Below are 26,411 nucleotides of genomic sequence, written 5' to 3'. Positions count from 1 at the left end.
TCACTGCCCCAGCCGCTCGAGCAGGGCAGGCACATGCACCTGATCCGCCTTGTAGTTGCCGGTGAGCATGTACATCATGATGTTGACGCCGGCGCGGAAGGCATGCTCGCGCTGCACCTCGTCGGGCGGGACCGTCGGCAGCAGCGGCAGGCCGTTGTTGTCGATCGCCCAGGCGCCGGCGAGGTCGTTGCCGGTGATCATGATCGGCGTCACGCCGTCGCCGGCGCGCGCGGGCCGGCTCGGATCTTCCCGGGCGTCGAGCTCGGCCTGGACCCACAACGGGCTTCCGGCATAGCGGCCCGGGAAGTTCGACAGCAGGTAGAAGGCCTTTGTCAGCACATGGTCGGCCGGCACCGGCTCCAGCGGCGGGATGTCCAGATTGGCGAGGATGGCGCGCAGCCTCTGCGTGTTCTGGCTCGTCTGGCTGTTGCCCTCGATCGAGGAAAACTCGTCGCGCGTGTCGAACAGGACGGTGCCGCCGTTGCGCATGTAGGCATCGATGCGGCTGATCGCCGCCGTCGTCGGCATCTCCGCCGTTGCGCTGACCGGCCAGTAGAGCAGGGGATAGACCGCCAGTTCGTCTGTCGCGATGTCGACCCCGACCGGATCGCCGGGCTCGAGCGTGGTCCGGTAGGTCAGGAACTCGGTGAGCCCGGCCAGCCCTCGCTCGGAAACACGGTCGATCTCGCTCTCGCCGGTGACGACATAGGCCAGGTGGGTGGTGTCCAGCCGGGCGAGCAGGTCGTCGTCGCCGGGGGCGGCATCGTCGGCCAGCGCCGTGCCGGATGAAATGGCCAGCCATCCCATCGACAGGGCAAGCGCCAGTGCCACGGCCGCCGCCGCGCGCACCTGTGCCCGCCGCGTCCACGCCGCGAAGGCGCCGTTCATCCACAAAACGATCAGGCAGTCGGCGAGGAGCAGCAGCGCAGCGACCAGAAACAGCGCGGGCTTGAGCGACTGGGCGACATTGCCGATCAGGCTTTCGCGCGCGACCGCCAGGTCGGCGGTCACGGTGAGCGGCGCCAGTGCCTGGCCGGCAGGGAACAGGTTGTGGGCGACGAAACCGTCCTGGGAGCCATAGGTTCCCGGCGGATGGTCCGCGGTCGCCACGACCCGTCCGGCGTCGGCCGGGTCGAGCGGCTTTGCCTCGCCGGTATCGGTAGTGAGCGTGCCGACGGCCGTCAGCAGGCGGAACGGCGGCAGCCGCTGGCCCCGCGCCTCTCCCGTCGCGGCCACGCCGCCGCCGCGCGAGAGCTGCACGCTGCGGCGCAGCATCTCGACGAAATCGCCGGAGAGGGGCAGGTTGGACCAGCCCGTCTCGGCGCTGACGTGGAACAGGACGATGCGTCCCGCGCCGACCCTGCCGGTCGTCACGAGCGGCGTGCCGTCGGCGAGGCTGGCCCAGGTCCGCTCGGGCAGGTCCGGCGTCGGCTCCGCCAGTACCTGGCGCTTGACGAGAACGTCGTCGGCCCTTGGCATGCCGGCGAACGGGCTTGTCGGCGGATAGTCGGCAAGCGGCTGCGGCTCGGACCAGGACAGCGCGCCGTCGAGCGCGCGTTCGCCCTTGCGCAGCATCACTGGCACAAGCGGGTCGTCGGCCGGCGCCGCGGCGAGGCGCGGCCCGGCGAAGCGGATCAGCATGCCGCCGGCCTCCAGCCATTCCTGCATCGGCGCATAGGTTTCCTCCGGCAGTCGGCCGATGTCGGCCATGATCAGGACGGAGGGACGCTGTTCCAGAAGCTCCGGGATGGCGGTGGCGAGATCGGCGACGCCGGGGCGCACCAGGTCGGAATAGGGTGCCAGCGCCTTTTCGATATAGTGCAGCGGCGACAGCAGCGGCTGGCTCGGATTGTTCGTCTCGCCGCTCAGCAGGGCCACGCGTCGGCGACGGAAACCGTCATCGAGGAGATAGGTGCCGCCGGCTGTCGCAACGCCGTCGATGGAGATCTGGGCGAAATCGTTGCGCAGCTCGAAGGGGGCGGCGATGTTGCCGGTGGCGGTGGACTCGCCGGCCCGGAAGGTGAGCGATCCGCCGCCGATCGGCCGTCCGCGGGCGTCGTGCGCGGCCAGCGACAAGGTCCGCGCCGGGCCGGCGGAAAGGCGGGTCGCGGTTACCGACATCGCTTCAGCGTCATTTTTCGCATCGATCAGGGCAACCGCACCCCGCCCGTCACCTTCGACGAGCCGAAGGTCGGCAGGCTGCAATGCCGCCAGCGTGGCAAGCGTTCCATCGTCCTCGTCGGCGGCGATCCCGTCCGACAGGAAGGCGAGGGTGCCCGGGGAGGTGCCGGAAAGCGCGGTCTTGAGGGCTGCAAGGGCTGTGCTGCGGCTGGCGGGCAGGGGACGTGCCTGGGCGGCGGCCAGTTTGGTGCGCGCAGTCGCCGCATCCGTGGGCACAGCGTCATGCAGGCGGTCGCCGGTGAAGACGAGCGAGACAGGGACATTGCGCGCCTCGGCGTCGTCGATGAGCGCGCTCGCCGTCTCGACGCGCCGTGCCCAGTCGGCGGCCGTGGCCCAGCTGTTGTCGATCACCAGCGCCAACGGACCGGAGGCGGCCACCGTGTTTTCCCGCGGATTGAGCACCGGTTCGGCAATGGCAAGGATGACCGCCGCCGCCATCAGCATGCGCAGCAGCGTCAGCCACCAGGGGCTGCGCGCTGGTGTTTCCTCGCGCTTCAGGATCGAGGCGAGGATGCGGAACGGCGGGAAGGCCTCGACCACCGGCTTGGGCGGGGTCAGCCGCAGCAGCCACCAGATCGCCGGCAGTAAGACGAGGGCGGCCAGCACGGCTGGATAGGCGAAGGCGAAGGCGCTCATCGGCGCTCTCCTGCCGCCCGCATCGCCGGCAGGCCGGAGAGATACATGTGCGCGGCGACCAGCGCCTCCGAGGCCAGTCGGTCGGTGCGATGGCTGATGAAGCTCCAGCCGAGATGGCGCAGGTTGTCGGAAAGCGCGGCCCGGCGGGCCCCGTAGGCGCCGGCATAGTCGTCCCTCAGCGTCTCGGCCCGGCCGGCCGTCAGCTTTTCTCCGGATTCGGGGTCGGTGAACTCGGTACGGCCGGCATAGGGAAAGAGTTCTTCTGCCGGGTCGGCGATCTCGATCACGTGGCCGCGCAGGCCGCGCCGCGCCAGCGGTCCGAGCCGCTCCATCACCGCCTCCGGGGCGTCGAGGAAGTCGCCAACCAGCACGAGGTCGCTCGATCCGCGGATCATGTCGGTCGGCGGCAGGCCATCGGCCAGGGCGCTGTGCGACAGCGCCGTTGCCAGCCGTTCGGCGGCGTTGCGGGCGGCGATCGGCTCCATGACGCCGGGGCAGCCGATCCGCTCGCCCGACCGAGCGAGCAGTTCGGCCAACGCCAGCATGATCACCAGCGCTCGACTTTCCTTCGACACGGTGCCGAGACTGGACTTGAACATCATCGACGGCGACAGGTCTGCCCACAGCCAGATCGTGTGCGCGGCCTCCCACTCCCGGTCGCGCACATAGGTATGGTCGTCACGGGCCGAGCGCCGCCAGTCGATGCGGGAGAGGCTTTCGCCGCCCACATAGGGCCGGAACTGCCAGAAATCCTCGCCGATGCCGCGCTTGCGCCGGCCGTGCCAGCCGGCAATCACGGTATTGGCCAGCCGGCGGGCCTCCACCAGGCAGTCGGGCAGCAATGCCGCGCGCGCCTGCGCCCGCGACAGGACCTCGGCGGTCGGGGTGGGGCGGACGATTTGGCCAATTGCGGGCATGGCAGGCTCCCGGTCAGCCTCGGGCCTGCTTGACGAGCGACGCGATGACGTCCCGCACCGATATGCCTTCGGCACGGGCGGCGAAAGTCAGCGCCATCCGGTGCTGCAGCACCGGCTCGGCGAGCGCCAGGACATCGTCGACGGACGGCGCGAGGCGGCCCTCGTAGAGGGCGCGGGCGCGGGCGCAGAGCATCAGCGCCTGGCCGGCGCGGGGGCCGGGACCCCAGGCAACCTGCTTGTCGGTCTCGGCGTTGCCGTGGCCGGGGCGGGCGGAGCGGACGAGGTCGAGGATGGCGTCGAGCACGGTTTCGCCGATCGGCATCTGGCGGATCAGTGTCTGGATTTCCAGCAGGCGCGAACCGGCGATCGCCTGGCTGGCCTGCGCTTCGGCAATACCGGTCGTCTCGAGCAGAATGCGCCGCTCGGCGGCGATGTCGGGGTAGTGCACGTCGACCTGCAGCAGGAAGCGGTCGAGCTGCGCCTCGGGAAGCGGGTAGGTGCCTTCCTGTTCCAGCGGGTTCTGCGTCGCCAGCACGTGGAAGGGGCGCGGCAGGTCGTTGGCACGGCCGGCAATGGTGACGTGATATTCCTGCATCGCCTGCAGCAGGGCCGACTGCGTGCGCGGCGAGGCGCGGTTGATCTCGTCGGCCATCAGCAGCTGGGTGAAGATCGGGCCGGGCACGAAGCGGAACGAGCGCTTGCCGTTTTCGTCCTGGTCCATCACTTCCGAGCCGAGAATATCGGACGGCATCAGGTCCGGCGTGAACTGGATGCGGCTGGAGGCGAGGCCGAGCACGGTGCCGAGCGTCGCCACGAGCTTGGTCTTGGCCAACCCCGGAACGCCGACAAGCAGGGCGTGGCCGCCGGAGAGGATGGCGAGCATGGTCTGCTCGACCACGCTTTCCTGTCCGAAGATGACCTTGCCGACTTCCTCGCGCACCCGCGCGATGTCGACGAGCGCCCGCTCGGCGGCGGCGACCACGGCCTTTTCGTCAAGGCCAGTTTCGGGGGATGTCGCAACGCCCATGATCGTCTCCAGATGTTCGCCACGCTTGCCATCGAATCGAGGCCGGCCGACCTGCCGTGGGCCGAATATTGAGCTTATCGGCTCGCCTGCTGCTGACAAGCCGTCACGAAATGACTATCTCGTGACATACGAATGAGATAGGGGCCAACCGGGACGGAACAATGGCGAATGGCGAAATTCGGGGGACGGGCGACGCGGCCGGGCTCGCGGCGCTGATCGCACGGGCCGCCGCCGACAAGGGCGACCAGACTCGGGGCCTGCCGCCGGTGGAGAGGTGGAACCCGCCCGATTGCGGCGATATCGACATGGAAATCCGGGCCGACGGCACTTGGTTCTACCTCGGCACGCCGATCGGCCGGGCGCCGCTCGTGCGGCTGTTCTCCACGGTTTTGCGACGGGACGAGGACGGCAAGACCTATCTCGTCACACCTGTGGAAAAGGTCGGCATCCGGGTGGTCGACGCCCCGTTCGTCGCCGTCGAGATGGACGCCCGCGGCACGGGCGAGGCGCAGACATTGACCTTCCGCACCAATGTCGGCGACGTGGTCGAGGCGGGGCCGGAGCATCCCCTGCGTTTCGTCATCCATGGCGGCAACCATGAGCTGAAGCCCTACCTGCACGTGCGCGGACGGCTGGAGGCGCTGGTGGCGCGGGCGGTGATGTACGACATCGTCGCTCTCGGCGAGACGGTCGAGATCGAGGGCAGGGCGATGTTTTGCGTCCGCTCCGGCGGCGCTGTCTTTCCGATCATGCCGAAGGCGGAACTGGACGCGCTGTCACGATGAGTTCCGCCCTCTACAGCGCCGACGAGTTCCGCCGCCGCGCAATGGCGCAGGCGCTGACGGTGCATCCCGAAAGCTGGCGCGAGAACGGGGACGCCAAGCTCAATCCGGCGACGATCGCGCATGTCGAGGGCATGTCGCTGAAGGACGCCGCGGTGCTGGTCGCCGCGATCGACGAGGGCGAGGACGCGCGCCTCATCTTCACCCGGCGCACGGCGGCGATGCGCAAGCATTCGGGGCAGATCGCCTTTCCGGGCGGGGCGGTGGACGCGACCGACCGCGACATCGAGGAAGCTGCCGCGCGGGAGGCGGAAGAGGAGATCGGGCTCGATCGCCGTCTCGTCGAACCGGTCGGCCGGCTGCCGGACTACATGGCGCTGTCGGGTTTCCGCATCACGCCGGTGCTGGCGGTGGTGCGCCCGGGCTTCACGCTCACGCTCAATCCCGACGAGGTGGACGACGTGTTCGACGTGCCGCTGTCCTTTCTGATGGATCCCGCCAACCACGAGATGGGAAGCGGGGTCTGGCTCGGCCAGGAGCGGCACTACTATCGGATGCCGTACGAGGGACGGAACATCTGGGGCATCACCGCCGGCATCGTCCGGGTGATCTATGAAAGGCTCTACGCATGACATCGGTGATGGACCAGGGCTGGTTCAGGGATCCGGCGCTGCAGCGCGTGCTGGCGCTGCTGAACAGCGAAGGCGGCGAGGCGAGGGTTGCCGGCGGCGCGGTCCGCAACAGCCTGATGGGCATGCCGGCGGGCGACGTCGACATCGCCACGACGCTGGTTCCGACCGAGGTGATCGCCCGGGCCGAAGCGGCGGGGATCAAGGCGGTGCCGACCGGTATCGACCACGGCACCGTGACACTGGTGATCGATCACGTCCCGTTCGAGGTGACCACGCTTCGCCGTGACGTTGCCACCGACGGCCGTCGCGCCCGGGTCGCCTTCGGCAACGACTGGCAGGAAGACGCCGAGCGGCGGGACCTCACCATCAACGCGCTCTATGCGACCGCCGACGGCGAGGTGATCGACCTTGTCGGCGGCCTTGCCGACATCGGCACGCACACCGTGCGCTTCATCGGCGATGCCGGCCAGCGGATCGCCGAGGATCACCTGCGCATCCTGCGCTTCTTCCGCTTCTTCGCCTGGTACGGCGGCGGTCGTCCGGACGCCGACGGCCTTCGCGCCTGCGCCCGCGCCAAGGACAAGCTCGCGACGCTCTCGGCCGAGCGCGTCTGGTCGGAAACAAGGAAGCTGCTCTCGGCGCCCGATCCGGTCCGGGCGTTGCTGTGGATGCGGCAATCGGGCGTGCTGGGGCAAATCCTGCCGGAGACGGAGAAATGGGGCATCGACGCCATCCCGGCGCTGATTGCCGCCGAGCGCGCCTTCGACTGGAAGCCAGACCCGCTGCTGCGGCTGGCGGCGATGGTGCCGCCGGATGCGGAACGGCTGTCGACGCTGGCCGGCCGGCTGCGGCTGTCGCGCAGCGAGAGCGCCTTCCTGACGCAGTGGGCGGCGGCGCCCGAAATCCCGCCAACGCTGGCGGACACCGCCTTTGAGCGGATGCTCTACCGCAACGGGCCCGAAGGGCTCGCTGCCCGGCTCAGGCTGGCGCTGTCGGCGGCGCGGGCGCGGTCGGAAGGGGAGCCGCAGGCAATGGCCTACAGCGGCCTCTGCCAGCGGTTGCTGCACCGTGCCGAAGGCTGGACGAAACCGGCGTTTCCGTTGACCGGCGCCGACGTGCTGGCCGCCGGCGTGGCTGCAGGGCCGCGGGTCGGAGAGATCATGGCCACTCTGGAATCCGAGTGGGTGGAGGGCAATTTCAATCTCGGCCGGGACGAACTGCTCTCCCGGCTCGCCGCTCTTGCCGGATAGCGGCTCTCGCTGATCCGAAAATAAAGGCTTTCCGGAGCGCCGTGCGCCGGCGCCCCGCTTCGGTGATGCTGGCCTGAGCCGCGATCAGCCGCTCGTCACCTTCGGCTCGTCGACGATCCGGGCCTTGATGTTCTCGATCATGTTTTCCCGGATCACGGTCTCGCCATGGGCTTCGCGCATGTGCTCGACCACGCGGCGCACGACTTCGGCGTCGTTGTCGGCGCGCGTGTGCCAGTCGCAGCCGGGGACGAGGGTGCCGCATTCAAATAGTCTCATGGTTGCTCTCCCTTGGTTTTAGGCCTTGGATAGTCCCTGAGGCGTTGATGTGCCATTGTGGCAGATCACCCGAAGTGATCAATACCAAACCTCGGTTGCGCGCCGAAGGTTCCACGCCTCGGCGGCGTGCGGGGCCGCGTCAGCCCATCTTGTTCATTTCGGGCTTCGCCCAAGCGTCGAAACAGGCCGACGACCAGTACTTTTCGTCCTTGGTCGGGTGCGGCAATTCACGCGAGAGCTGGCTGCGGGCCTCCTGCAGAAAATAGTCGCGGGGCAGGTCGGTGCCGCTTTCAGCACGCATTTTCTCGGCGATGCGGTTGATACGGTCGGTGAGGTCGAGGCTACTGTCTGCGTCCTTCGGCATGCCGGCAGTCGCATTCGTCATGATAACACTCCTCCAATGGAACCATGCGGGGCGATCGTATCATGAATGACCTTAGGAGGGTACGCGAACGGGGTTGTTGATCTGGCGCAAATTCCACTTACGGCCAGCGAACGACGGGGGGCAGGGAGGACAGGATCGACTCGACGTTGCCACCGGTCTTGAGGCCGAAAATCGTGCCGCGGTCATACAGCAGGTTGAACTCCACGTAGCGGCCGCGCCGGATGAGCTGCTCGTCGCGGTCCTCCTCGGTCCAGCCGTTGTTGAAGTTGGCGCGCACGATCTTCGGATAGACGAGCCCGAACGCCCGGCCGACGTCCTGGGTGAAGGCGAAATCCGCCTCCCAGCCGCCGGTGTCGGCGGGCGAATGCAGCCAGTCGTAGAAGATGCCGCCGATGCCGCGCGGTTCGTTGCGGTGCTTGAGGAAGAAATACTCGTCGCACCAGGCCCTGAACTTCGGGTAGTCGGCGACCGCATGCCGGGTGCAGGTAATTTCCATGGCGCGATGGAAGAGCGCCGCATCGGCATCGGTCTGGACGCGGCGGCGGCCGAGCATCGGCGTCAGGTCGGCGCCGCCGCCGAACCAGTGGCTGGTGGTGACCACCATGCGCGTGTTCATATGCACCGTCGGCACGTTCGGATTGACCGGATGGGCAATCAGCGAGATGCCGGAGGCCCAGAAGCGTGGATCCTCGCTCGCCCCCGGAATCTGGCCGCGGAACTCGGGCGAGAACTCGCCGTGGACGGTGGAGGTGTGGATGCCGACCTTCTCGAACACCCGCCCGCTCATCATCGACATGCGCCCGCCGCCGCCTTCGCCGCCGTCGCGCTGCCAGTTGCTTGGTACGAAACGGCCCGGCTCGCGGTCGCGCAGCGGTCCTTCGAGCTCGTCCTCGAGTGTCTCGAAGATCGCGCACAACTGGTCGCGCAGCGCCTCGAACCAGGCCCGCGCGCGCGCCTTCTTGTGTTCGATGTCGTCCGGCAGGCCCTGCGGCAGGTCCGGTCTTTCCATGGGGCAGGTTCCGTTCTGTTGCCGCATCTTACGGCCGATTCGCAATTTCGTCACACTTCCCATTTTTCGCCGGCCCTTGGCAACCGGGCGTGGCGCCGGGTTTCCCCGCGCAGGACTCGCCAAAGCCGCCGTGACATCCTATGTTCAAGACATGAATGTGCTGCCGGAGGAATCCTGAATGGCGCGTATTCCAGGCCCTCCGCCGCTCGACGGACTGAGACGGCGGATCGAACAGGGCAGGCGCGAGCGGCCCGCGCGACAGGGCGGGCTTTTCATCCGCGAGACGTTTCGCCTCGATCGGGGCGCCGCGCGCCAGAAGGCGCGGGAGTGGTTCGAGACTTGGCCGAAGGCGGCCTACTGGACCGAAGTGGAGAGCTGGCGGCCGCTCGAGGGCGACCAGATCGAGTTCACCATGCGCCGGCTGCCGAGCGCCGATTGACGCGGAAAGGGACCTCCAACCGGCCGCGGCGCAGCCTCTGTCAGATTTCGACCATAGGTCGATCCGAGCAGCATTGACCGAGGGGCTTGCGGTCCCTAGTTTGCAGCCAACTGAAACAGCAGAAAGGTGCCGGTTCGATAAATGCGTCCGGCGAACACCGCTTGTTCGAACTTGCGATTGCATTTGTCCTCATTCTCATCAACGGCCTCTTCGCCCTTTCCGAACTCTCCATCGTCTCCTCGCGAAAAGTTCGCCTGAAGACGCTCGCTGCGCAGGGAAAACGTGGCGCCGAAGCCGCCCTCCGCCTTGCCGACAATCCCGGCCGGTTCCTCTCCACGGTGCAGATCGGCATCACTCTCGTCGGCATCCTTGCCGGTGCCGTGTCGGGCGCCGCGCTCGGCGTCCGCCTCGGAGATATCCTGCTGGAAGCCGGTGTCGCCGGCTGGCTGTCGGGGCCGCTCGGCTACGGCATCGTGATCACGCTCATCACCTACCTCTCCGTCGTGATCGGCGAGCTCGTGCCCAAGCAGATCGCCTTGCGCAACCCGGAGCGGTTCGCCTGCTCCGTCGCCCAGGGCATGACGCTGCTGTCCAAGATCGGGGGACCGTTCGTGTGGGTGCTGGACGGGTCGACACGGCTGATCTTCCGTCTCTTCGGTCTGCACCAGACCCCGGAAAGCGTGGTCACGGACGAGGAGATCAAGGCGGTCATGGCGGAAGCCGAGGCGGCCGGCGTGATCGAAAGCGGCGAGCAGAGCATGATTGCCGGAGTGATGCGCTTTTCCGACCGCGAAGCGCGCGGCCTGATGACGCCGCGCAAGGACGTCGACTGGATCGACTTGAACGACGATCCGGCCGAAATCCGCCAGCAGATCCTCGTGAGCCCGTATTCGCGCGTACCGGTCGGCGAGGGCGGCATCGAAACGATCGTCGGCATCCTGCAGGTCAAGGATCTGGTGATGGCGGTCTCGTCTGGGGCGCCCTTCGACATCCGCGCCCACATCCGCCAGGCGCCCGTCATCCCCGACAGCATGGATGCGATGCGCGTGCTCGAGGCGCTGCGGTCCTCCGACGTGCCGATGCTGCTCGTGCACGACGAATACGGCCATTTCGAAGGGGTGCTGACGCCGGCCGACGTGCTGGAGGCCATCGCCGGGGTTTTCCGCTCCGATATCGCCGAGGGCGAGGAGGACGACTATGCCGTCCAGCGCGCCGACGGCTCCTGGCTCATCTCGGGCTCGATGCCGATCGATGAACTCGCCGACCGCTTCGGCCTGGCACTGCCGGAAAGCCGTAGCTACCAGACCGCCGCCGGCCTGATCCTCGACCTGCTGCAGCACCTGCCGACCACCGGCGAGGTCGCGCAGACCCAGGGCTGGCAGTTCGAGGTCGTCGACATGGACGGCCGGCGGATCGACAAGTTGCTGGCCAGCCGCTCCCCATGAACCGGGCTGCGCCGAGCTTCCCTGCCGTGCTCGCGTTGGCGCGTTCGGTCTGATCAGGTCTCGACCAGCCGTGCGCCCGTGCCGTCTCTGCCGAGCCTATCACAGGGGTTGCGCAGCGGGCAGTCCTCCATCGACAGGCAGCCGCAGCCGATGCAGCCCTCCAACTGGTCGCGTAGCGCCGTCAGGCGGGCGATGCGGGCGTCGAGCCCCTCCCGCCAGCGGCGCGAGAGCGCGCGCCAGTCGTCCGCCGTCACCGGGCGGTCGTGCGGCAGGGCGGCGAGCGCATCGGCGATCTCAGCAAGCGGGATTCCGGTTTTCTGCGCGATCTTGATGACGGCGACGCGGCGCAGGATGGCGCGCGGATAGCGGCGCTGGTTGCCGCGGTTGCGGTTGCTGCGGATCAACCCCTTGGCCTCGTAGAAATGCAGCGTGGAAACCGCCACCCCGCTGCGCTCGGCGACCTCGCCGACGCTCAGTTCCCGGCTGATCTGACCGGCCCGATTTTTCTTCATGCCTGCCGTTGACCTCAATATTGCTTGAGGTTTTATAGCATTGGCTCCAGGCAAGATGAATAGTGGAGCCCCACAGCATGAAAGAGAACGTCCGGCTCGTCGTGATCTATGGCAGCGCCCGCGACGGCCGCTTCTGCGATACCGTCGCCACATGGTTCCTGTCGGAACTGGAAGGGATGGCCGGCATCGACGTCGCCCTGCTCGACCCGAAGACCCTGACACTTTCGGCCGCCGGGCCGGACGCGCGGTCCGTCGACATCATCGAGGAGCGGCTCGAGGCTGCCGACGCCTTCGTGATCGTGGTTCCCGAATACAATCACGGTTACCCGGCGGCCCTGAAGGCCATGATCGACAGCACCTACCACCCCTGGCATGCAAAGCCCGTTGCCTTCGTGTCCTACGGCGGCATCTCGGGCGGCCTGCGCGCGGTCGAACAACTGCGGCAGGTCTTTTCCGAGCTGCACGCCGTGCCGATCCGCGACGGCGTCAGCCTGGCCCATGTCTGGTCGCAGTTCGATTCGCAGGGGAACCCGTTCCGTCCGGGGCAGATGAGGGGCCCGGTGGTGGCGATGATGCGCCGGCTGCTGTGGTGGGCGCGGGCGCTGAAGGCCGCGCGCGGCGAAACACGGTACGACGAGGCGGCATGAGCGGAGCCGTTCCCGATTGCGCGACCTCAGGCAAAGCCGGTCTGCCGCAGCGCCTCGCCGGCGATCATCGCCGCCGACATGGCGACATTGATGGAGCGCTGGCCCTCGACCATCGGAATCAGCACCCGGGCCTCGGCCCGGTCATGGACGTGGCTCGGGACGCCGGCGCTCTCGCGGCCGAACAGCAGCACGTCGTCCGGTCGAAAGGAGTGATCGACATAGGGAAGCGCCGCCTTGGTCGAGGCGAGCACCAGCCGGCGGCCGGTTCCGGCGCGCCATGCCTCGAAGCGATCCCACGTCACGTGGCGCGTCAGTGCGACGGTGGCGAGATAGTCCAGCCCGGCCCGCTTGAGGTTGCGATCGGAGATATCGAAGCCGGCCGGCTCGATGATGTCGACGCCGAGGCCGAGGCAGGCGGCCAGCCGGAGGATGGTTCCGGTGTTGCCGGCGATGTCGGGTTGATAGAGAGCGATGCGCAGGTCGGACATGGGTCCGGCATAGCGCAAAACGCGCGGGAAGCCAAAGTCGACGGATGTGGATCGGGGTGAGGTCCGAAGAACGAGAATGCGGGGAGGCGCGAAACGCACGGGTTGTGCCAATCGGGCAACAGGCCGGCCGGATCGACGCTTTTTCGGACGGTGCCTCTGGCGAAGGGCGGCAATTCAGGGTAACAACCGTCATCTTCAAACGCGTGACCAGGGAGGCATCCGGATGGATACAGCATATCGACCACGCCTCCTCGACGGCATCGCTCCCCGGCTGGCCTAGGCGTCCGGCTCTTTTTCCTAACTGGTTTTCACTGACCGCGCGCGGCCCTGATCGTCGTCCTGCGGTTTATCGGGTATCGTGACGGGCCCCCGCACTTGGCGCGGCGGCTTACGCCCGTGGCTCCCGAGCATTTTCGGAGAGACGACCACCATGTTCGGCTGGTTTGAAAGCAGATTGAATCCCTACCCTTCCGAGGAGCCGACGCTTCCGCCGAAGGGACTTTTTGCCTTTTGCTGGCACTATACGCGAGCGGCCGCGCCGTGGTTGTTGATGATGTCGATCCTGACCGCGCTCATCGCCGTCGGCGAGGTGATGCTGTTCCAGTTCCTCGGCAACATCGTCGACTGGCTGTCGAGCGCCGACCGCGCCACCTTCCTCGAAAGGGAAGGGGGGCGGCTGTTCTGGATGGGGGCGATCGTGCTCATCGGCCTGCCGCTCGTCGTCGCGCTCGATTCGCTGATCATGCACCAGGTGCTGCTCGGCAACTATCCGATGGTCGCCCGCTGGCAGATGCACCGCTACCTGATCCGCCAGAGCATGAACTTCTTCGCCAACGAGTTCGCCGGCCGCGTCGCCACCAAGGTGATGCAGACGGCGCTGGCCGTGCGCGAGACGGTGATGAAGATCCTCGACGTGTTCGTCTACGTCGTCACCTACTTCGTCACCATGATCGCGGTGGTCGCGACCGCCGACATGCGGCTGGTGGCGCCGCTCGTCGTCTGGCTCGTCATCTATGTCGCGATCGTCTGGTACTACGTGCCGAAGCTGCGGCGCATTTCGTCCGAGCAGGCCGATGCCCGCTCGATGATGACCGGCCGGATCGTCGACAGCTACACCAATATCGCCACGGTGAAGCTGTTCTCGCATGCCGGCCGCGAGGAGCAGTACGCGCGCAGCGGCATGGACGAGTTCCTGCAGACCGTCCACAAGCAGATGCGCAAGGTGACGATGTTCCATGTCCTCGTCTACCTGAACAACTGCGTGGCGCTCTTTGCGATCTCGACGCTGTCGATCTGGTTCTGGCTGCACGGGGTGATCTCGATCGGCGCGATCGCGATCGCCATGGGCCTTGCCATGCGCATCAACGGCATGTCGCAGTGGATCATGTGGGAGGTCTCGGCGCTGTTCGAGAACATCGGCACCGTCTATGACGGCATGGGCATGATGACGAAGGCGCATGACATCACCGACCATCCCGCGGCCAGCGCGCTGCAGGCGGACAGGGGGGCGATCGCCTTCGAGAACGTCGGCTTCCACTACGGCAAGGACAAGGGCGTCATCGAGGACCTGTCGCTGTCGATCAGGGCGGGCGAAAAGATCGGCCTCGTCGGCCGCTCTGGCGCCGGCAAGACGACGATGATGAACGTGCTCCTGCGCTTCTACGATCTGGAGCGCGGGCGCATCACCATTGACGGTCAGGACATCGCGGAGGTCAAGCAGGACAGCCTGCGCGGTAAGATCGGCGTCGTTACCCAGGATACGTCGCTGCTGCACCGCTCGATCCGCGACAACATCGCGTACGGCCGGCCCGAGGCGAACGACGCTGACATCATCGAGGCGGCCAAGCGGGCCAACGCCTGGAGCTTCATCGAGGATCTCGTCGACCAGCAGGGCCGGCGGGGGTTGGACGCGCAGGTCGGCGAACGCGGCGTCAAGCTGTCCGGCGGCCAGCGCCAGCGGATCGCGATCGCCCGCGTCTTCCTCAAGGACGCGCCGATCCTGATTCTCGACGAAGCGACCTCGGCGCTCGATTCCGAGGTCGAGGCGGCGATCCAGGAGAACCTGTTCGCGCTGATGCAGGGCAAGACGGTGATCGCCATTGCCCACCGGCTGTCGACGCTGACGGAAATGGACCGGCTCGTCGTGCTCGACCGCGGCCGCATCCACGAGATGGGCACCCATGCCGAGCTGGTCGCTGGCGGCGGGATCTATGCCGACCTCTGGAGCCGGCAGTCCGGCGGCTTCATCGCTGACGACGAGACGGCCGAGGCGGCGGCGGAGTAGGGCTCAGGCCGGGACAGCGACTAGACAAAATGAGCCGGCGCGCCTCGTGGAGGCGCGCCGGCTCGGTTTCTGTCGGGGTAACTCTCAGGCCGCGCGGCGTGCGGAAGCCTGGGCCGCAACAGTCCTGCCGAGGCGGAACTGGGCGAGCAGGGCGGTCAGCTCGGCGGCTTCGGAGGCGAGCGAATGGCTCGCCGCCGTCTGCTCCTCGACCATCGCCGCGTTCTGCTGCGTTCCCTGATCCATTGTGTTGACGGCCGTGTTGATCTCCTGCAAGCCGTTGGACTGCTCGTGCGAGGCCGTGACGATGGCGCGGATGTTCTCGTTGATGTCGCGAACCTGGCGGGCGATCTCCTGCAGCGCAGTGCCGGTCTCGTTGACCAGCGACACGCCGTCGCGCACCTGGTTGCCCGAGGCGGTGATCAGGTTCTTGATCTCCTTGGCCGCATTGGCCGAGCGCTGTGCGAGTTCACGGACCTCCTGGGCGACGACGGCAAAGCCCTTGCCGGCCTCGCCGGCGCGGGCGGCCTCGACGCCGGCATTGAGCGCCAGCAGGTTGGTCTGGAAGGCGATGTCGTCGATTACGCCGATGATGTTGGCGATCTCGTTGGAGGACCGCTCGATCGCCTGCATGGCGGCAACCGCGCGCTCGACCACCTCGCCGGACTTCTCAGCACCGCTGCGGGCGGTGGAGACGAGCGAGCCGACCTCCTCGGCCCGGCGAACGGAGTCGCGTACTGTCGAGGTGATTTCCTCGAGCGCCGCTGCGGTCTCCTCGACGGATGCCGCCTGCTGCTCGGTGCGGCGGGCGAGGTCGTCGGCGGCGCCGCGGATCTCGGCCGCGCCGGCATCGATTGCACGGGCGTTGCGGCCGACGGTGGCGAGCGCGTCGTGGAGCCGCCCGACGGAGCTGTTGAAATCGACGCGCAGCCGGTCGAGGTCGCCCTCGAAGCGGGTTTCGATGCGGTGGATCAGGTCGCCGTTGGCGAGGTGGCCGAGGCCGTCGGCCAGCGCGTTGACGGCGACGGCCAATTGCTCAGCCTCGCGCGCCTTGCGCTCTTCCTGGTCGCGGCGTTCGCGCTCGCTGAGCGCACGCGTCTCGTCGGCCTCGCGGCTGAGGCGGCCACGCTCGACGATGTTGTCGCGGAAGACGGCGACGGCAGCCGCCATCTGGCCGATCTCGTCGGAACGCTCGGTCCCGGGGATCGCGGCCGACACGTCACCGCCGGCAAGCTTGCCCATGACGCCGGTCATGTCGACGACGGGGCGCACGACGAAACGCAGAAGCACCATGGCGAGCACGCCGATCATCGCGAACACGCCGATGATGGTGGCGATCGTGGCGGCGAGGCGGAACTGGCCGATCGCCGCGTAGGCGAGGTCGCGGTCCATCGTCAGGCCGAGATACCAGCCCTCGATGGGCAGCCCCTTAACCGGGACGAAGCTGACCAGCACGGACTTGCCGGAGAAGGTGGTGTCCGTCAGTTCGCTGCCGATCTTCGGGGTCGCCTGCGGAAAGACGTCAGCGAGCGTCTTCGTCACCAGATCGGTCTGCGGATGGACGAGGATCGTGCCGGCCTGGTTGACCAGGAAGGCCGAGCCCTTGCCGCCCAGATCGACGGATCCGATCATGGCGACGAGCGAGTCGAGTGCAAAGTCGCTGGCGGCGACACCGAACAGCCTGCCGTCACGCTTGACCGGCATGGCCGCGCTGATGATCAGGCCGCCGGTCGAGGCATCGGCATAGGGCTCGGTCAGTACCAGCTTGTCGGCCTTGACGGCGTCCTGGTACCACGGCCGCTTGCGGGGGTCGTAGTCCGCTGGCAGCGGCTGGTCCGGAACGCTGGTGAACGTGCCCTGCTCGTCACCGACATAGGTGGACATGAACTCGCGGATCAGCACCGGGTTGTCGAAGGCCGAGAGGATGCCGTCGCGGCCGTCCGCCTTGGCGGCGGCATTGCCGGCCAGTTCGGTCAGCATGACGCGGGCGTTCAGCCAGTTGGCGATGCTCTGTGCGGCCTGCTGGCCGGAGGAGGCGATCTCCTGGCCGACCGCGTCGCCGATGACGCGCCGCTGCAGGCTGTCGATATACAGCGAGAAACCGGAGAGGGCGGCCACGACGACGAGGGACGCGGCCAAGAGGATCTTGGACATCAAATTCAAGCGCTGACGCACGAAAGGGCTCCTGCGATAGGTTGGTCGATCCCGCGGGCGCCATGCCTGCGGGTCGGGACGGCCATGTTTTCGATGGCTGCACAGGGGCGCCCTCATGGCGCCGCGACTGAACTCAGCACTAGGCGCTCCGCGTTAAAAGCCAATTAAGGAGAAACTGAACTAATGGTAATGCGCTCGCCCGGGTTCCGCATGGCGTCCGCCCGGCTGATCGATTGCCGAGGTGCGGTTTGCCGCTCTCAGGAATCGGCCTATATCTTGGCCATGGTCCTGCGCACGATCTTTTCGTATTTCGAGAACTGGATAAGGCCGTTCGCGCGGAACGAGGACTTGCGTCCGCCCGCCGGACTGGTCGGCTTTGTCTGGTTTTACGTGCGCCAGGCGCCCGGACCGTTCGTCGCCATGCTGATCCTCGGCGGACTGACCGCGGCGATCGAGGCGGCAACCTTCTGGTTCGTCGGCCGACTTGTCGACATCCTCGGCACGGTCAGGCCGGCCGACGGATGGTCGGGCCTGATCGACGCACACGGCTACGAGCTTCTCGGTTTTCTGCTTCTGATCGGTATCGTCCGTTTCAGCGTGACGTTCCTGACCGCGCTGTTCGACCAGCAGGTCATCACGCCCGGCTTCTACAACATGGTGCGATGGCAGTCCTACGCCCATGTCGCGCGGCAGTCGCTCTCCTTCTTCCAGAACGACTTCTCCGGCCGCATCGTCACCAAGGTCTGGACGGCCGGGCAGGCGACGGGCGACGTCATCACCTCCTTCATGGAGAGCGTCTGGTTCGTGACGATCTACGCGGCCTCGACGCTGGTGCTGATCGGACGCCTCGACCTGCGGCTCGCCGCCGTCATCTGCGTCTGGATCGGGGTCTTCGCGCTGCTGGCGCGCTTCTTCGTGCCGCGCATACGCTTCCATTCGAAGGAATCGGCGGAGGCCGCCTCCATGCTGAACGGTCGCATGGTCGATGCCTATTCCAACGTCCAGACCCTGAAGCTGTTCGGCCGCGACGACGTCAACGACGGCTACATGCGGCATGGTTTCGAGATCTACCAGGCGACGATCCTGCGCTTCACCCGCTTTCTCACCGGGGTACGGGCGTCGATGGCGCTGCTCTCCGGCATCATGATCGCCACGATGGGCGTGCTCTGCCTGCATCTCTGGCTTGGCTCGATCATCAGCTCGGGCGCCGTCGCCTTCACCATGGCGCTGGTGCTGCGACTGAACTTCCTGCTGAACCGCCTGATGACGCAGTTGAACAACATCATGCGCAACATCGGCACGATCCAGAACTCGGCGGAGCTGATCTCGCAACCGATCGGCCTGGTGGACCGGCCCGACGCCAAGCCGCTGGTGCTGGCGACGCCCGAGATCCGCTTCGAGCACATCCGTTTCCACTACGGCCGGCGGTCGGGGGTGATCGAAGACCTGTCGCTGACGATCCGGCCGGGCGAAAAGGTCGGCATCGTCGGCCGGTCGGGGGCGGGCAAGTCGACGCTCGTCAACCTGCTCCTGCGCTTCTACGACCTGGAAGGCGGCCGTATCCTCGTCGGTGGAACCGATATCGCCACGGTGACGCAGGAATCGCTGCGCGCCAGCATCGGCATGGTCAGCCAGGACACCGCCCTGCTGCACCGCTCGGTCCGCGACAACATCCTGTTCGGCCGGGAGGACGCGACCCAGGCGGATGTGACCGCCGCCGCCGCCCGGGCGGAGGCAAGCGAGTTCATCGGCGCGCTCGAGGATCAGCGCGGCCGCAGGGGCTACGACGCCCATGTCGGCGAGCGCGGGGTGAAGCTCTCCGGCGGGCAGCGCCAGCGGATCGCCATTGCCCGCGTCATGCTGAAGGACGCGCCGATCCTGGTGCTCGACGAGGCCACCTCGGCGCTCGATTCCGAAGTCGAGGCCGTGATCCAGTCGAACCTCGAGGCGCTGATGCAGGGCAAGACCGTGCTCGCAATCGCCCATAGGCTCTCCACCATCGCCGCGCTCGACCGCCTCGTCGTCATGGACCGGGGCCGGATCGTCGAGCAGGGAACCCATGCCGAGCTCGTGGCACGGGGCGGGCTCTATGCCGAGTTGTGGGCCCGCCAGTCCGGCGGCTTTCTCGCCCGCGACGAGGCGGCCGAATAGCGCACGTCGGAACGCCCCGGCCGGGGAACGGCACGCAGCGTGCCGGGGCCGGCTTTGGCAACGAAATCACAGCTCTGGCTTTTCCCGCGACATTGTGCCCACCTGAGCCTGCCAAGACTGGACATAGCCTGCTTTCAAGCTTAGAACGCGCCCGATTGGCGGGGAATCTAAGGCCGCATTGTGTCCGGATTCCCGGTTTCAGAGGGTCAATGCGGTTTCCGCAGACTTTGCGTGAGAGGATGGTCAGGCCGTGAGCGAACACGACACAACAAGCGGGACCGCGGGCGAGCCCACGCGCCGCGATTTTCTTTACATTACGACGGGCATGGCCGCCGCTGTCGGCGCGGCAGCGGTGGCTTGGCCGTTCATCGACCAGATGCGTCCGGACGCCTCGACGCTCGCGCTCGCCTCGATCGAGGTCGACGTCTCCAGCCTCGAGCCGGGCATGTCGCTGACGGCCAAGTGGCGCGGCAAGCCGGTCTTCATCCGCAACCGCACCGAGACGGAAGTCGAAGAGGCCAAGTCCGTGCCGATGGCCGAGCTGAAGGACACGAACGCGCGCAACGCGAACGTGCCGGCGGACGCGCAGGCGACCGACATCGATCGCTCGGCCGGCGAGGGCAAGGAAAACTGGATCGTGATGATCGGCTCCTGCACCCATCTCGGCTGCGTCCCGCTTGGCCAGGCCGGTGACTTCGGTGGCTGGTTCTGTCCCTGCCACGGTTCGCACTACGATACGGCCGGCCGTATCCGCAAAGGTCCGGCGCCGGAGAACCTCCACGTGCCGACCTTCTCGTTCGTTTCTGACACAGTCATCAAGATCGGTTGAGGGGAAGACTGATTATGAGTGCTGAACATTCCACCTACCAGCCGACGACCGGCATCGAGAAGTGGGTCGACTCGCGCCTGCCGCTGCCGCGCATGGTTCATGACAGCTTCGTCTCCTACCCGGTGCCGCGCAACCTGAACTATGCCTATACCTTCGGCGCCATGCTGTCGGTGATGCTGCTGTCGCAGATCCTGACCGGCGTCGTGCTTGCGATGCACTACGTTGCCAGCACCGGCGAGGCCTTCACCTCGGTCGAGAAGATCATGCGCGACGTCAACAACGGTTGGTTGCTCCGCTACATGCACGCCAACGGCGCCTCGTTCTTCTTTATCGCCGTCTACCTCCACATTGCCCGCGGCCTGTACTACGGCTCGTACAAGGCACCGCGCGAGATCCTCTGGATCCTCGGCGTGGTCATCTACCTCTTGATGATGGCAACCGGCTTTATGGGCTACGTCCTGCCCTGGGGGCAGATGTCCTTCTGGGGTGCGACCGTGATCACCGGCTTCTTCTCGGCCTTCCCGCTGGTCGGCGAGTGGATCCAGCAGTTCCTGCTCGGTGGCTTCGCCGTCGATCAGCCGACACTGAACCGCTTCTTCTCGCTGCACTACCTGCTGCCCTTCATGATCGCCGGCGTTGTCGTCCTGCACATCTGGGCGCTGCACGTGGTCGGCCAGACCAACCCGACCGGCGTCGAGGTCAAGTCGAAGACCGACACCGTCGCCTTCACGCCCTATGCGACGATGAAGGACGCACTCGGAGTTTCGATCTTCCTGATCGTCTTCGCCTGGTTCATCTTCTACATGCCGAACTACCTCGGCCACCCGGACAACTACATTCCGGCCAACCCGCTGAAGACCCCGGCCCACATCGTTCCGGAATGGTACTACCTGCCGTTCTACGCGATGCTGCGCGCGATCACCTTCAACGTCGGCCCGATCGACTCCAAGCTCGGCGGCGTCCTGGTGATGTTCGGCTCGATCATCATCCTGTTCTTCCTGCCCTGGCTCGACACCTCGAAGGTGCGCTCGGCCGTCTACCGGCCTTGGTACAAGCTGTTCTTCTGGCTGTTCGTCGCCAACGCCATCATGCTCGGATGGCTGGGCGCCCAGCCGGCGGAAGGCGTCTACGTCATCCTGTCGCAGCTCGGCACGCTGTACTACTTCGGTTTCTTCCTCGTCATCATGCCGGTCCTCGGCCTGATCGAGACCCCGAAGCGCATTCCGAACTCCATTACGGAAGCGGTTCTGGAAAAGAAGACCGCAACGGCGAAGCTGGCCACGGCCTGAGAGCGCGCGAGACAAGGAACCGATGAAAATGAAAAAGCTTCTTGCAAGCCTTCTGTCGCTCGCAGTCGTCGCCGGGCTCGGCGTATCGATCGCCACGGCCCAGGACGACCACGCTGAAGGCGAGGCCGCCGCCGAGCACGGCACCCCGCACTATCCGATCAACAAGCCGCGCGAGCAGGACTGGTCCTTCGCCGGACCGTTCGGCAAATACGACCCGGCCCAGCTGCAGCGCGGCCTGAAGGTCTACGCCGAGGTCTGCGCCGCCTGTCATTCGATGGAACTGGTCGCCTTCCGCACGCTGGAAGACCTCGGCTACAACGAGGCGCAGGTCAAGGCGTTCGCCGCCAACTACGAGGTCGAGGACGGGCCGAACGCCGACGGCGAGATGTTCAACCGCACGGCAATCCCGTCGGACTCCTTCCCGTCGCCGTTCCCGAACGAGGAGGCTGCCGCTGCCGCCAACAATGGCGCGGCTCCGCCGGACTTCTCGCTGATCGCGAAGGCGCGCGGCGTCACCCGCGGCTTCCCGCAGTTCGTATTCGACATCTTCACGCAGTACCAGGAGGGCGGTCCGGACTACATCTACTCGCTGCTCACCGGCTACGAGGAGGCACCGGCCGGTGCCGAGGTCGCTGAAGGCACGCACTACAACCCGTATTTCGCCAACGGGCCGGCGCTGGCCATGGCCAAGCCGCTGTCCGACGACCAGGTCACCTACGACGACGGCGCACCGCAGACGGTCGACCAGTACTCGCACGACGTGTCGGCCTTCCTGATGTGGGCGGCGGAACCGCACCTTGAAGCGCGAAAGCGCACCGGCTTCATGGTCATGGTGTTCCTGCTGATCTTCACCGGCCTGATCTACCTGACGAAGAAGTCGATCTACTCGAAGCTGGAACACTGATCGGCTTCGCATGGACCCGAAGAAGGCGGCCCTCGGCCGCCTTTTTTGATGGGCAGGAAAAATGTCGCTTGCAATCGGCGACGGCTGCCCATTTCCTTGCCCGACGCGCCAACGGAAGCTGCCAATGCCGACCACCCTCCAGGAAGAACTGATCGCCGCCATCCGCAACATTCCGGACTACCCGAAGCCCGGGATCGTCTTTCGCGACATCACGACGCTGCTCGGCAGTCCGCGGGCGTTCCGACGGGCGGTCGACGAGCTGGTGCATCCCTATGCCGGCACCGGAATTGCGCAGGTGGTGGGGATCGAGGCGCGCGGCTTCATCCTCGGCGGCGCCATGGCCCACCAGCTCTCCTGCGGCTTCATCCCGATCCGCAAGAAGGGGAAGCTGCCACGCGAGACGGTGAGCATCGCCTACAGCCTGGAATATGGCGTGGACGAGATGGAGGTGCACAAGGACGCATTGGCGCCAGGGGAAAAGGTGATCCTCGTCGACGACCTGATCGCCACCGGCGGAACGGCCGTGGCCGCCGTGCAGCTGCTGCGCCAGCTCGGCGCCGATATCGTCGCCGCCTGCTTCGTGATCGACCTGCCGGAACTCGGCGGTCGCAGGAAGCTCGAGGCGCTCGGTGTCGAAGTGCGCACGCTGGTCGAATACGAAGGCCACTGACGCTCACAGGACGTGGCGCACGCCGCCTCCACCTCGCAAGGGCCGTGACGGAAGGGCCCGCCAGCCCGTCCCGGCCTTGATCCAGGCGCCAGAACGTAAACCCTGGTCCGACGCCATCGCCTCAGACGAATTCGAGCACCGTGCTTTCGAAGCGGACCACCGGCTGGCCGTGCTGGTTCTCGCCCTCGCACAGGATCGTGTCGATCAGCCGGCCCGGGCGCGACGCCACGGCGCGCGAGGCCAGGAGCGTCACGGAATAGGTGACGGTGTCGCCGGCGAAGACCGGCCTGATCCAACGCAGGTCGCGAAAGCCGTGTGATGGACCGAGCTCCGGCGGCACCTGGCCTGCGCGCTTCAGGCGGAGATATTCGCCGGTCCAGAAGGCGACGAAGGTCTTCATCCAGCCCGCGCAGGTATGCCAGCCGGAGGCACAGAGGCCGCCGAACAGGGAGTCCTTTGCTGCCTGCGCGTCGACATGGAAGGGCTGCGGGTCGAACTGCCGGGCGAAGCGGACAATGTCGTCGGCGCTGAAATGACAGGAGCCGAGCTCAACCTTCCTGTCGAGCGGATAAAGGTCAGCCATGCGCATCGCTTGGGTCCTCTCCGGCGTCGACGCGGATCATGTTGGCGTAGTCGCATCGGGCGACCAGCTCGCCGCGCTGGTTCTCCACTTCCGCGACGAAGCGGACGATGCCGATCTCCGGCCGGGAGCGCGACGGGCGCGCCTCCGTGACGGTCACGTGCCCGGACAGCGTGTCCCCGGCCAGCACCGGCCTTTTCCACTCCATGCTGTCGACGCCGGGGGAGCCCTCGGCCGCAGTGCGGTCGATGTAGCTGTCGCACAGCATGCGCATCATCAACGCGCTGGTGTGCCAGCCCGACGCGGCAAGCCCGCCGAGAATGCTTGCCTGTCCGGCCGCCTCGTCGACGTGCATCGGCTGCGGGTCGAACTCGCGGGCGAAGGCGACGATGTCGGCGGCGCTGACGGTGCGGCTCGGGAAATCGAACCGCCTGCCGACCGGAAAATCGGCGAACACGAGCTGAACCATGCACTCTCCCCTTTGGGTCGCAGCCTTACGTGTTGAAGCGGAAGTGGATGACGTCGCCGTCCTGGACAACGTATTCCTTGCCCTCGTCGCGGCCCTTGCCGGCTTCCTTGGCACCAACTTCGCCCTTGAAGGCAATGTAGTCGTCGTAGCCGATGGTGAAGGCGCGGATGAAGCCGCGCTCGAAATCGGTATGGATGACGCCGGCCGCCTGCGGCGCCTTGGTGCCGCGCACGATGGTCCAGGCGCGGGTTTCCTTCGGGCCGACGGTGAAATAGGTGATCAGGTCGAGCAGGTGGTAGCCGGCGCGGATCAGCCGGTCGAGCCCCGCTTCCTCAAGGCCGAGGGCCGAGAGGAATTCGGTCGCTTCTTCTTCCGGCAACTGGGCAACCTCGGACTCGATCGCAGCGGAGATGATGACGCATTCCGCACCCTGGGCCAGCGCCATTTCGGCGACGGCCTTGGTGTGGGCATTGCCGTCGACTGCGTCGCCTTCCGCGACGTTGCACACATAAAGCACCGGATGCGATGTCAGGAGGTTCAGCCCCTTCAGGACTTCGATCTCGTCGCTGGCAAGCGTCTTCAGAAGGATGCGGGCCGGCTTGCCCTCGTTCAGGAGCTTGATGACGGCTTCCATGACCGGCAGCTGGGCGAGCGCCTCCTTGTCCTTGGAGGCGGCGCGCTTGCGGGCCTGCTCGACGCGGCGCTCGAGGCTCTCGAGGTCGGCGAGCATCAGCTCGGTTTCGATCGTGTCGGCATCGCCGACCGGATCGATCTTGCCCTCGACATGGGTGATGTCGTCATCCTCGAAGCAGCGCAGCACATGCACGACGGCATCGACTTCGCGGATATTGGCGAGGAACTTGTTGCCGAGGCCTTCACCCTTCGAGGCGCCGCGCACGAGGCCGGCGATGTCGACGAAGGAGATGCGCGTCGGGATGATTTCCTTCGATCCGGCGATGCCGGCGAGCGCCTTCATGCGCGGATCGGGCACCGCCACTTCGCCGGTGTTCGGCTCGATCGTGCAGAAGGGATAGTTGGCGGCCTGCGCCGCGGCCGTCTTGGTCAGCGCGTTGAACAGGGTGGACTTGCCGACATTCGGCAACCCGACGATACCGCATTTGAAACCCATGGAACCTGGTCCGTCCGTGTCTGGAAAAAGTTGCCCTCGCTATGGGGGAAGGGCGGGGGCTGGTCAAGGGCCCGGCGCAATTCGCGGCAATTCGGGCACGGCACTTGATGGGGGCGGCCTTGCATTGCAAAATGCTCCGGCCGGCCGCGTTCGGCCGATCATCAGGGGAGGTCTCTCCGATGAGCAACAAGGATGTGGCGCTCACGCCGAAGACGGCCACGAAGCCGAAATTGCAACGCCCTCGGCTTTACAAGGTCATGCTGGTCAACGACGACTATACGCCGCGCGAGTTCGTGATCCTCGTGCTGCGTGCGGTGTTCCGCATGTCGGAGGAGACCGGCTATCGCGTCATGATGACAGCGCACAAGATGGGGAGCTGCGTGGTTGTCGTCTGCGCGCGCGATCTCGCCGAGACCAAGGCCACGGAGGCGACCGAACTCGCCAAGGAGGCAGGGTTTCCGCTGCTGTTCACCACGGAGCCGGAAGAATAGCGGTTCGCTCGCCCCGGTCTGCCGGATCGCTTGGAGGGTCGAAGGACCTGAACCGCCAGGTCCGGCGCTACTCCGGCTTGCCGAGAAGCTTCTTCAGCATCTCCGCCATCGGTCCGGTGGCCGGCAGTGGCTTGGGCTGGGCGTGGTTGCGGGCCTGCCGGATGTGCGACTGGCCGCCGGGCTTCGGCTGGTTCTTCGGCTTTTCCTCCGCCGTGCCGCCGACCGCCAGGGCCAGCTTGTTCATCAACTGCGAATCCTCGCCGCGCACCAGCATGCCGGCATTGATGGCAAGCTCGTCGAGCAGCGGGTCGAGCCAGGCACGGTCCGCCTTGGCGAAGTCGCCGAGCACGTGGTTGGTGACCAGCTCCTTGACGCCAGGATGGCCGATACCGAGGCGCAGGCGCCGGTAGTCCTTGCCGCAATGGGCGTCGAGCGACTTGATGCCGTTGTGGCCGCCATGACCGCCGCCGGTCTTGATCCGTGCCTTGCCGGGATCGAGGTCGAGTTCGTCGTAGATGGCGACGATGTCCTTCGGCGCAAGCTTGAAGAAGCGCATGGCTTCGCCGGCGCTTTCGCCGGAAAGGTTCATGAAGGTCTGCGGCTTGATCAGCAGCACCTTCTGGCCAGCAAGCTCACCCTCGGAGATCTCGCCCTTGAACTTCTTGTACCAAGGCGAGAACGGGTGCTTGCGGTGGATGGCATCCACGGCCATGAACCCGATGTTGTGGCGGTTGGCGGCATATTTCGGGCCGGGGTTGCCGAGGCCGGCGATGATCATCATGGGACGCGCTCGCGAATGGCTCTTGAGTCTCTCAGTGTCTCCCACAGCCAATCGCGC

The 26,411-nt window shown here is 66.6% G+C and carries 26 protein-coding genes; 13 read left to right on the top strand and 13 right to left on the bottom strand.

Going from position 1 to position 26,411, the window contains the following annotated elements:
- The 3 genes from ACXAGF_RS13820 to ACXAGF_RS13810 are packed head-to-tail and all read right to left on the bottom strand — an operon-like array spanning position 1 to position 4,761.
- Positions 1–2,817, bottom strand: a complete 2,817-nt coding sequence (locus tag ACXAGF_RS13820; RefSeq protein ID WP_475017905.1) for a DUF4159 domain-containing protein — start codon at positions 2,815–2,817, stop codon at positions 1–3.
- Entirely contained in the window at positions 2,814–3,734 is a 921-nt protein-coding gene (locus ACXAGF_RS13815) for a DUF58 domain-containing protein (RefSeq protein ID WP_475017903.1), read from the bottom strand. Before ACXAGF_RS13815 ends, ACXAGF_RS13820 begins: the two co-directional genes overlap by 4 nt.
- Before the next feature lie 13 nt (positions 3,735–3,747).
- Positions 3,748–4,761: an AAA family ATPase gene (locus ACXAGF_RS13810; RefSeq protein WP_475017901.1), complete on the bottom strand. Its 1,014-nt coding sequence runs from the start codon at positions 4,759–4,761 to the stop codon at positions 3,748–3,750.
- A 161-nt stretch (positions 4,762–4,922) separates the two neighbouring features.
- Here ACXAGF_RS13810 and ACXAGF_RS13805 point away from each other — a divergent pair, with 161 nt between their 5' ends.
- From ACXAGF_RS13805 to ACXAGF_RS13795, 3 genes are read left to right on the top strand one after another with little or no spacing between them, the layout of a single operon-like run.
- On the top strand, positions 4,923–5,546 hold the full coding sequence (locus tag ACXAGF_RS13805) for a DUF1285 domain-containing protein (protein ID WP_475017899.1): 624 nt from the start codon (positions 4,923–4,925) through the stop codon (positions 5,544–5,546).
- A complete protein-coding gene (locus tag ACXAGF_RS13800; RefSeq protein WP_475017897.1) occupies positions 5,543–6,175 on the top strand; it encodes an NUDIX hydrolase in 633 nt (210 codons plus the stop codon). The genes ACXAGF_RS13805 and ACXAGF_RS13800 overlap by 4 nt, the downstream gene beginning before the upstream one ends.
- A complete protein-coding gene (locus tag ACXAGF_RS13795; RefSeq protein WP_475017895.1) occupies positions 6,172–7,425 on the top strand; it encodes a CCA tRNA nucleotidyltransferase in 1,254 nt (417 codons plus the stop codon). The genes ACXAGF_RS13800 and ACXAGF_RS13795 overlap by 4 nt, the downstream gene beginning before the upstream one ends.
- 84 nt (positions 7,426–7,509) lie before the next feature.
- On the opposite strand, the gene ACXAGF_RS13790 is transcribed toward ACXAGF_RS13795, so the two are convergent.
- The 3 genes from ACXAGF_RS13790 to hemF all read right to left on the bottom strand — a co-directional run bounded on the left by ACXAGF_RS13790 (position 7,510) and on the right by hemF (position 9,095).
- Positions 7,510–7,701, bottom strand: a complete 192-nt coding sequence (locus ACXAGF_RS13790) for a DUF1059 domain-containing protein (RefSeq protein WP_475017893.1) — start codon at positions 7,699–7,701, stop codon at positions 7,510–7,512.
- Between the two features lie 139 nt (positions 7,702–7,840).
- Positions 7,841–8,086: a hypothetical protein gene (locus tag ACXAGF_RS13785; RefSeq protein ID WP_475017892.1), complete on the bottom strand. Its 246-nt coding sequence runs from the start codon at positions 8,084–8,086 to the stop codon at positions 7,841–7,843.
- A 97-nt stretch (positions 8,087–8,183) separates the two neighbouring features.
- Positions 8,184–9,095, bottom strand: a complete 912-nt coding sequence (gene hemF, locus ACXAGF_RS13780; RefSeq protein ID WP_475017890.1) for an oxygen-dependent coproporphyrinogen oxidase — start codon at positions 9,093–9,095, stop codon at positions 8,184–8,186.
- 178 nt (positions 9,096–9,273) lie between these two features.
- On the opposite strand from hemF, the gene ACXAGF_RS13775 reads away from it, so the two are divergent.
- Together ACXAGF_RS13775 and ACXAGF_RS13770 are read left to right on the top strand one after the other, a co-directional pair.
- Positions 9,274–9,534 (top strand): hypothetical protein, encoded by a 261-nt coding sequence (locus tag ACXAGF_RS13775; protein WP_475017888.1) that lies wholly within the window; start codon positions 9,274–9,276, stop codon positions 9,532–9,534.
- Between the two features lie 161 nt (positions 9,535–9,695).
- Entirely contained in the window at positions 9,696–10,979 is a 1,284-nt protein-coding gene (locus tag ACXAGF_RS13770) for a hemolysin family protein (RefSeq protein ID WP_475017886.1), read from the top strand.
- A 53-nt stretch (positions 10,980–11,032) separates the two neighbouring features.
- On the opposite strand, the gene soxR is transcribed toward ACXAGF_RS13770, so the two are convergent.
- A complete protein-coding gene (gene soxR / locus ACXAGF_RS13765; RefSeq protein ID WP_475017884.1) occupies positions 11,033–11,491 on the bottom strand; it encodes a redox-sensitive transcriptional activator SoxR in 459 nt (152 codons plus the stop codon).
- A 77-nt stretch (positions 11,492–11,568) separates the two neighbouring features.
- Between soxR and ACXAGF_RS13760 the strand changes: the two genes are divergently transcribed.
- Complete coding sequence (locus tag ACXAGF_RS13760; protein ID WP_475017882.1) at positions 11,569–12,138, top strand: NADPH-dependent FMN reductase; 570 nt, start codon at positions 11,569–11,571, stop codon at positions 12,136–12,138.
- A gap of 26 nt (positions 12,139–12,164) precedes the next feature.
- On the opposite strand, the gene ACXAGF_RS13755 is transcribed toward ACXAGF_RS13760, so the two are convergent.
- Positions 12,165–12,626: a tRNA (cytidine(34)-2'-O)-methyltransferase gene (locus ACXAGF_RS13755; protein ID WP_475017880.1), complete on the bottom strand. Its 462-nt coding sequence runs from the start codon at positions 12,624–12,626 to the stop codon at positions 12,165–12,167.
- 430 nt (positions 12,627–13,056) lie between these two features.
- Between ACXAGF_RS13755 and ACXAGF_RS13750 the strand changes: the two genes are divergently transcribed.
- The gene (locus tag ACXAGF_RS13750; RefSeq protein ID WP_475017878.1) at positions 13,057–14,910 is read left to right on the top strand and encodes an ABC transporter ATP-binding protein; all 1,854 of its coding nucleotides are present in this window, start codon (positions 13,057–13,059) and stop codon (positions 14,908–14,910) included.
- Between the two features lie 84 nt (positions 14,911–14,994).
- On the opposite strand, the gene mcpU is transcribed toward ACXAGF_RS13750, so the two are convergent.
- Entirely contained in the window at positions 14,995–17,082 is a 2,088-nt protein-coding gene (mcpU, locus tag ACXAGF_RS13745) for a methyl-accepting chemotaxis protein McpU (protein WP_475017877.1), read from the bottom strand.
- 261 nt (positions 17,083–17,343) lie between these two features.
- Between mcpU and ACXAGF_RS13740 the strand changes: the two genes are divergently transcribed.
- From ACXAGF_RS13740 to ACXAGF_RS13720, 5 genes are all read left to right on the top strand, one after another.
- Complete coding sequence (locus ACXAGF_RS13740) at positions 17,344–19,212, top strand: ABC transporter ATP-binding protein (protein ID WP_475019296.1); 1,869 nt, start codon at positions 17,344–17,346, stop codon at positions 19,210–19,212.
- Positions 19,213–19,462: 250 nt separating this feature from the next.
- Positions 19,463–20,041, top strand: coding sequence for a ubiquinol-cytochrome c reductase iron-sulfur subunit (gene petA, locus ACXAGF_RS13735; RefSeq protein ID WP_475017875.1), 579 nt, complete (start codon positions 19,463–19,465; stop codon positions 20,039–20,041).
- Between the two features lie 14 nt (positions 20,042–20,055).
- Positions 20,056–21,330, top strand: a complete 1,275-nt coding sequence (locus tag ACXAGF_RS13730) for a cytochrome b (protein WP_475017873.1) — start codon at positions 20,056–20,058, stop codon at positions 21,328–21,330.
- A 28-nt stretch (positions 21,331–21,358) separates the two neighbouring features.
- Positions 21,359–22,234: a cytochrome c1 gene (locus tag ACXAGF_RS13725; RefSeq protein WP_475017871.1), complete on the top strand. Its 876-nt coding sequence runs from the start codon at positions 21,359–21,361 to the stop codon at positions 22,232–22,234.
- A 124-nt stretch (positions 22,235–22,358) separates the two neighbouring features.
- The gene (locus tag ACXAGF_RS13720) at positions 22,359–22,904 is read left to right on the top strand and encodes an adenine phosphoribosyltransferase (RefSeq protein WP_475017870.1); all 546 of its coding nucleotides are present in this window, start codon (positions 22,359–22,361) and stop codon (positions 22,902–22,904) included.
- 121 nt (positions 22,905–23,025) lie between these two features.
- Here ACXAGF_RS13720 and ACXAGF_RS13715 read toward each other — a convergent pair whose 3' ends face one another.
- The 3 genes from ACXAGF_RS13715 to ychF are packed head-to-tail and all read right to left on the bottom strand — an operon-like array spanning position 23,026 to position 25,082.
- Positions 23,026–23,493, bottom strand: coding sequence for a MaoC family dehydratase (locus tag ACXAGF_RS13715; RefSeq protein ID WP_475017868.1), 468 nt, complete (start codon positions 23,491–23,493; stop codon positions 23,026–23,028).
- Entirely contained in the window at positions 23,480–23,953 is a 474-nt protein-coding gene (locus tag ACXAGF_RS13710) for a MaoC family dehydratase (RefSeq protein WP_475017866.1), read from the bottom strand. The genes ACXAGF_RS13715 and ACXAGF_RS13710 overlap by 14 nt, the downstream gene beginning before the upstream one ends.
- A gap of 25 nt (positions 23,954–23,978) precedes the next feature.
- The gene (gene ychF, locus ACXAGF_RS13705; protein WP_475017864.1) at positions 23,979–25,082 is read right to left on the bottom strand and encodes a redox-regulated ATPase YchF; all 1,104 of its coding nucleotides are present in this window, start codon (positions 25,080–25,082) and stop codon (positions 23,979–23,981) included.
- Between the two features lie 179 nt (positions 25,083–25,261).
- Between ychF and clpS the strand changes: the two genes are divergently transcribed.
- Complete coding sequence (gene clpS / locus ACXAGF_RS13700) at positions 25,262–25,573, top strand: ATP-dependent Clp protease adapter ClpS (RefSeq protein ID WP_475017863.1); 312 nt, start codon at positions 25,262–25,264, stop codon at positions 25,571–25,573.
- Positions 25,574–25,640: 67 nt separating this feature from the next.
- Here clpS and pth read toward each other — a convergent pair whose 3' ends face one another.
- Positions 25,641–26,354: an aminoacyl-tRNA hydrolase gene (gene pth / locus ACXAGF_RS13695; RefSeq protein WP_475017862.1), complete on the bottom strand. Its 714-nt coding sequence runs from the start codon at positions 26,352–26,354 to the stop codon at positions 25,641–25,643.
- Positions 26,355–26,411: the final 57 nt, after the last annotated feature.

The organism is Mycoplana sp. ABR4_002 (assembly GCF_056159645.1).
This window is presented reverse-complemented; position numbering and strand designations above follow the sequence as displayed.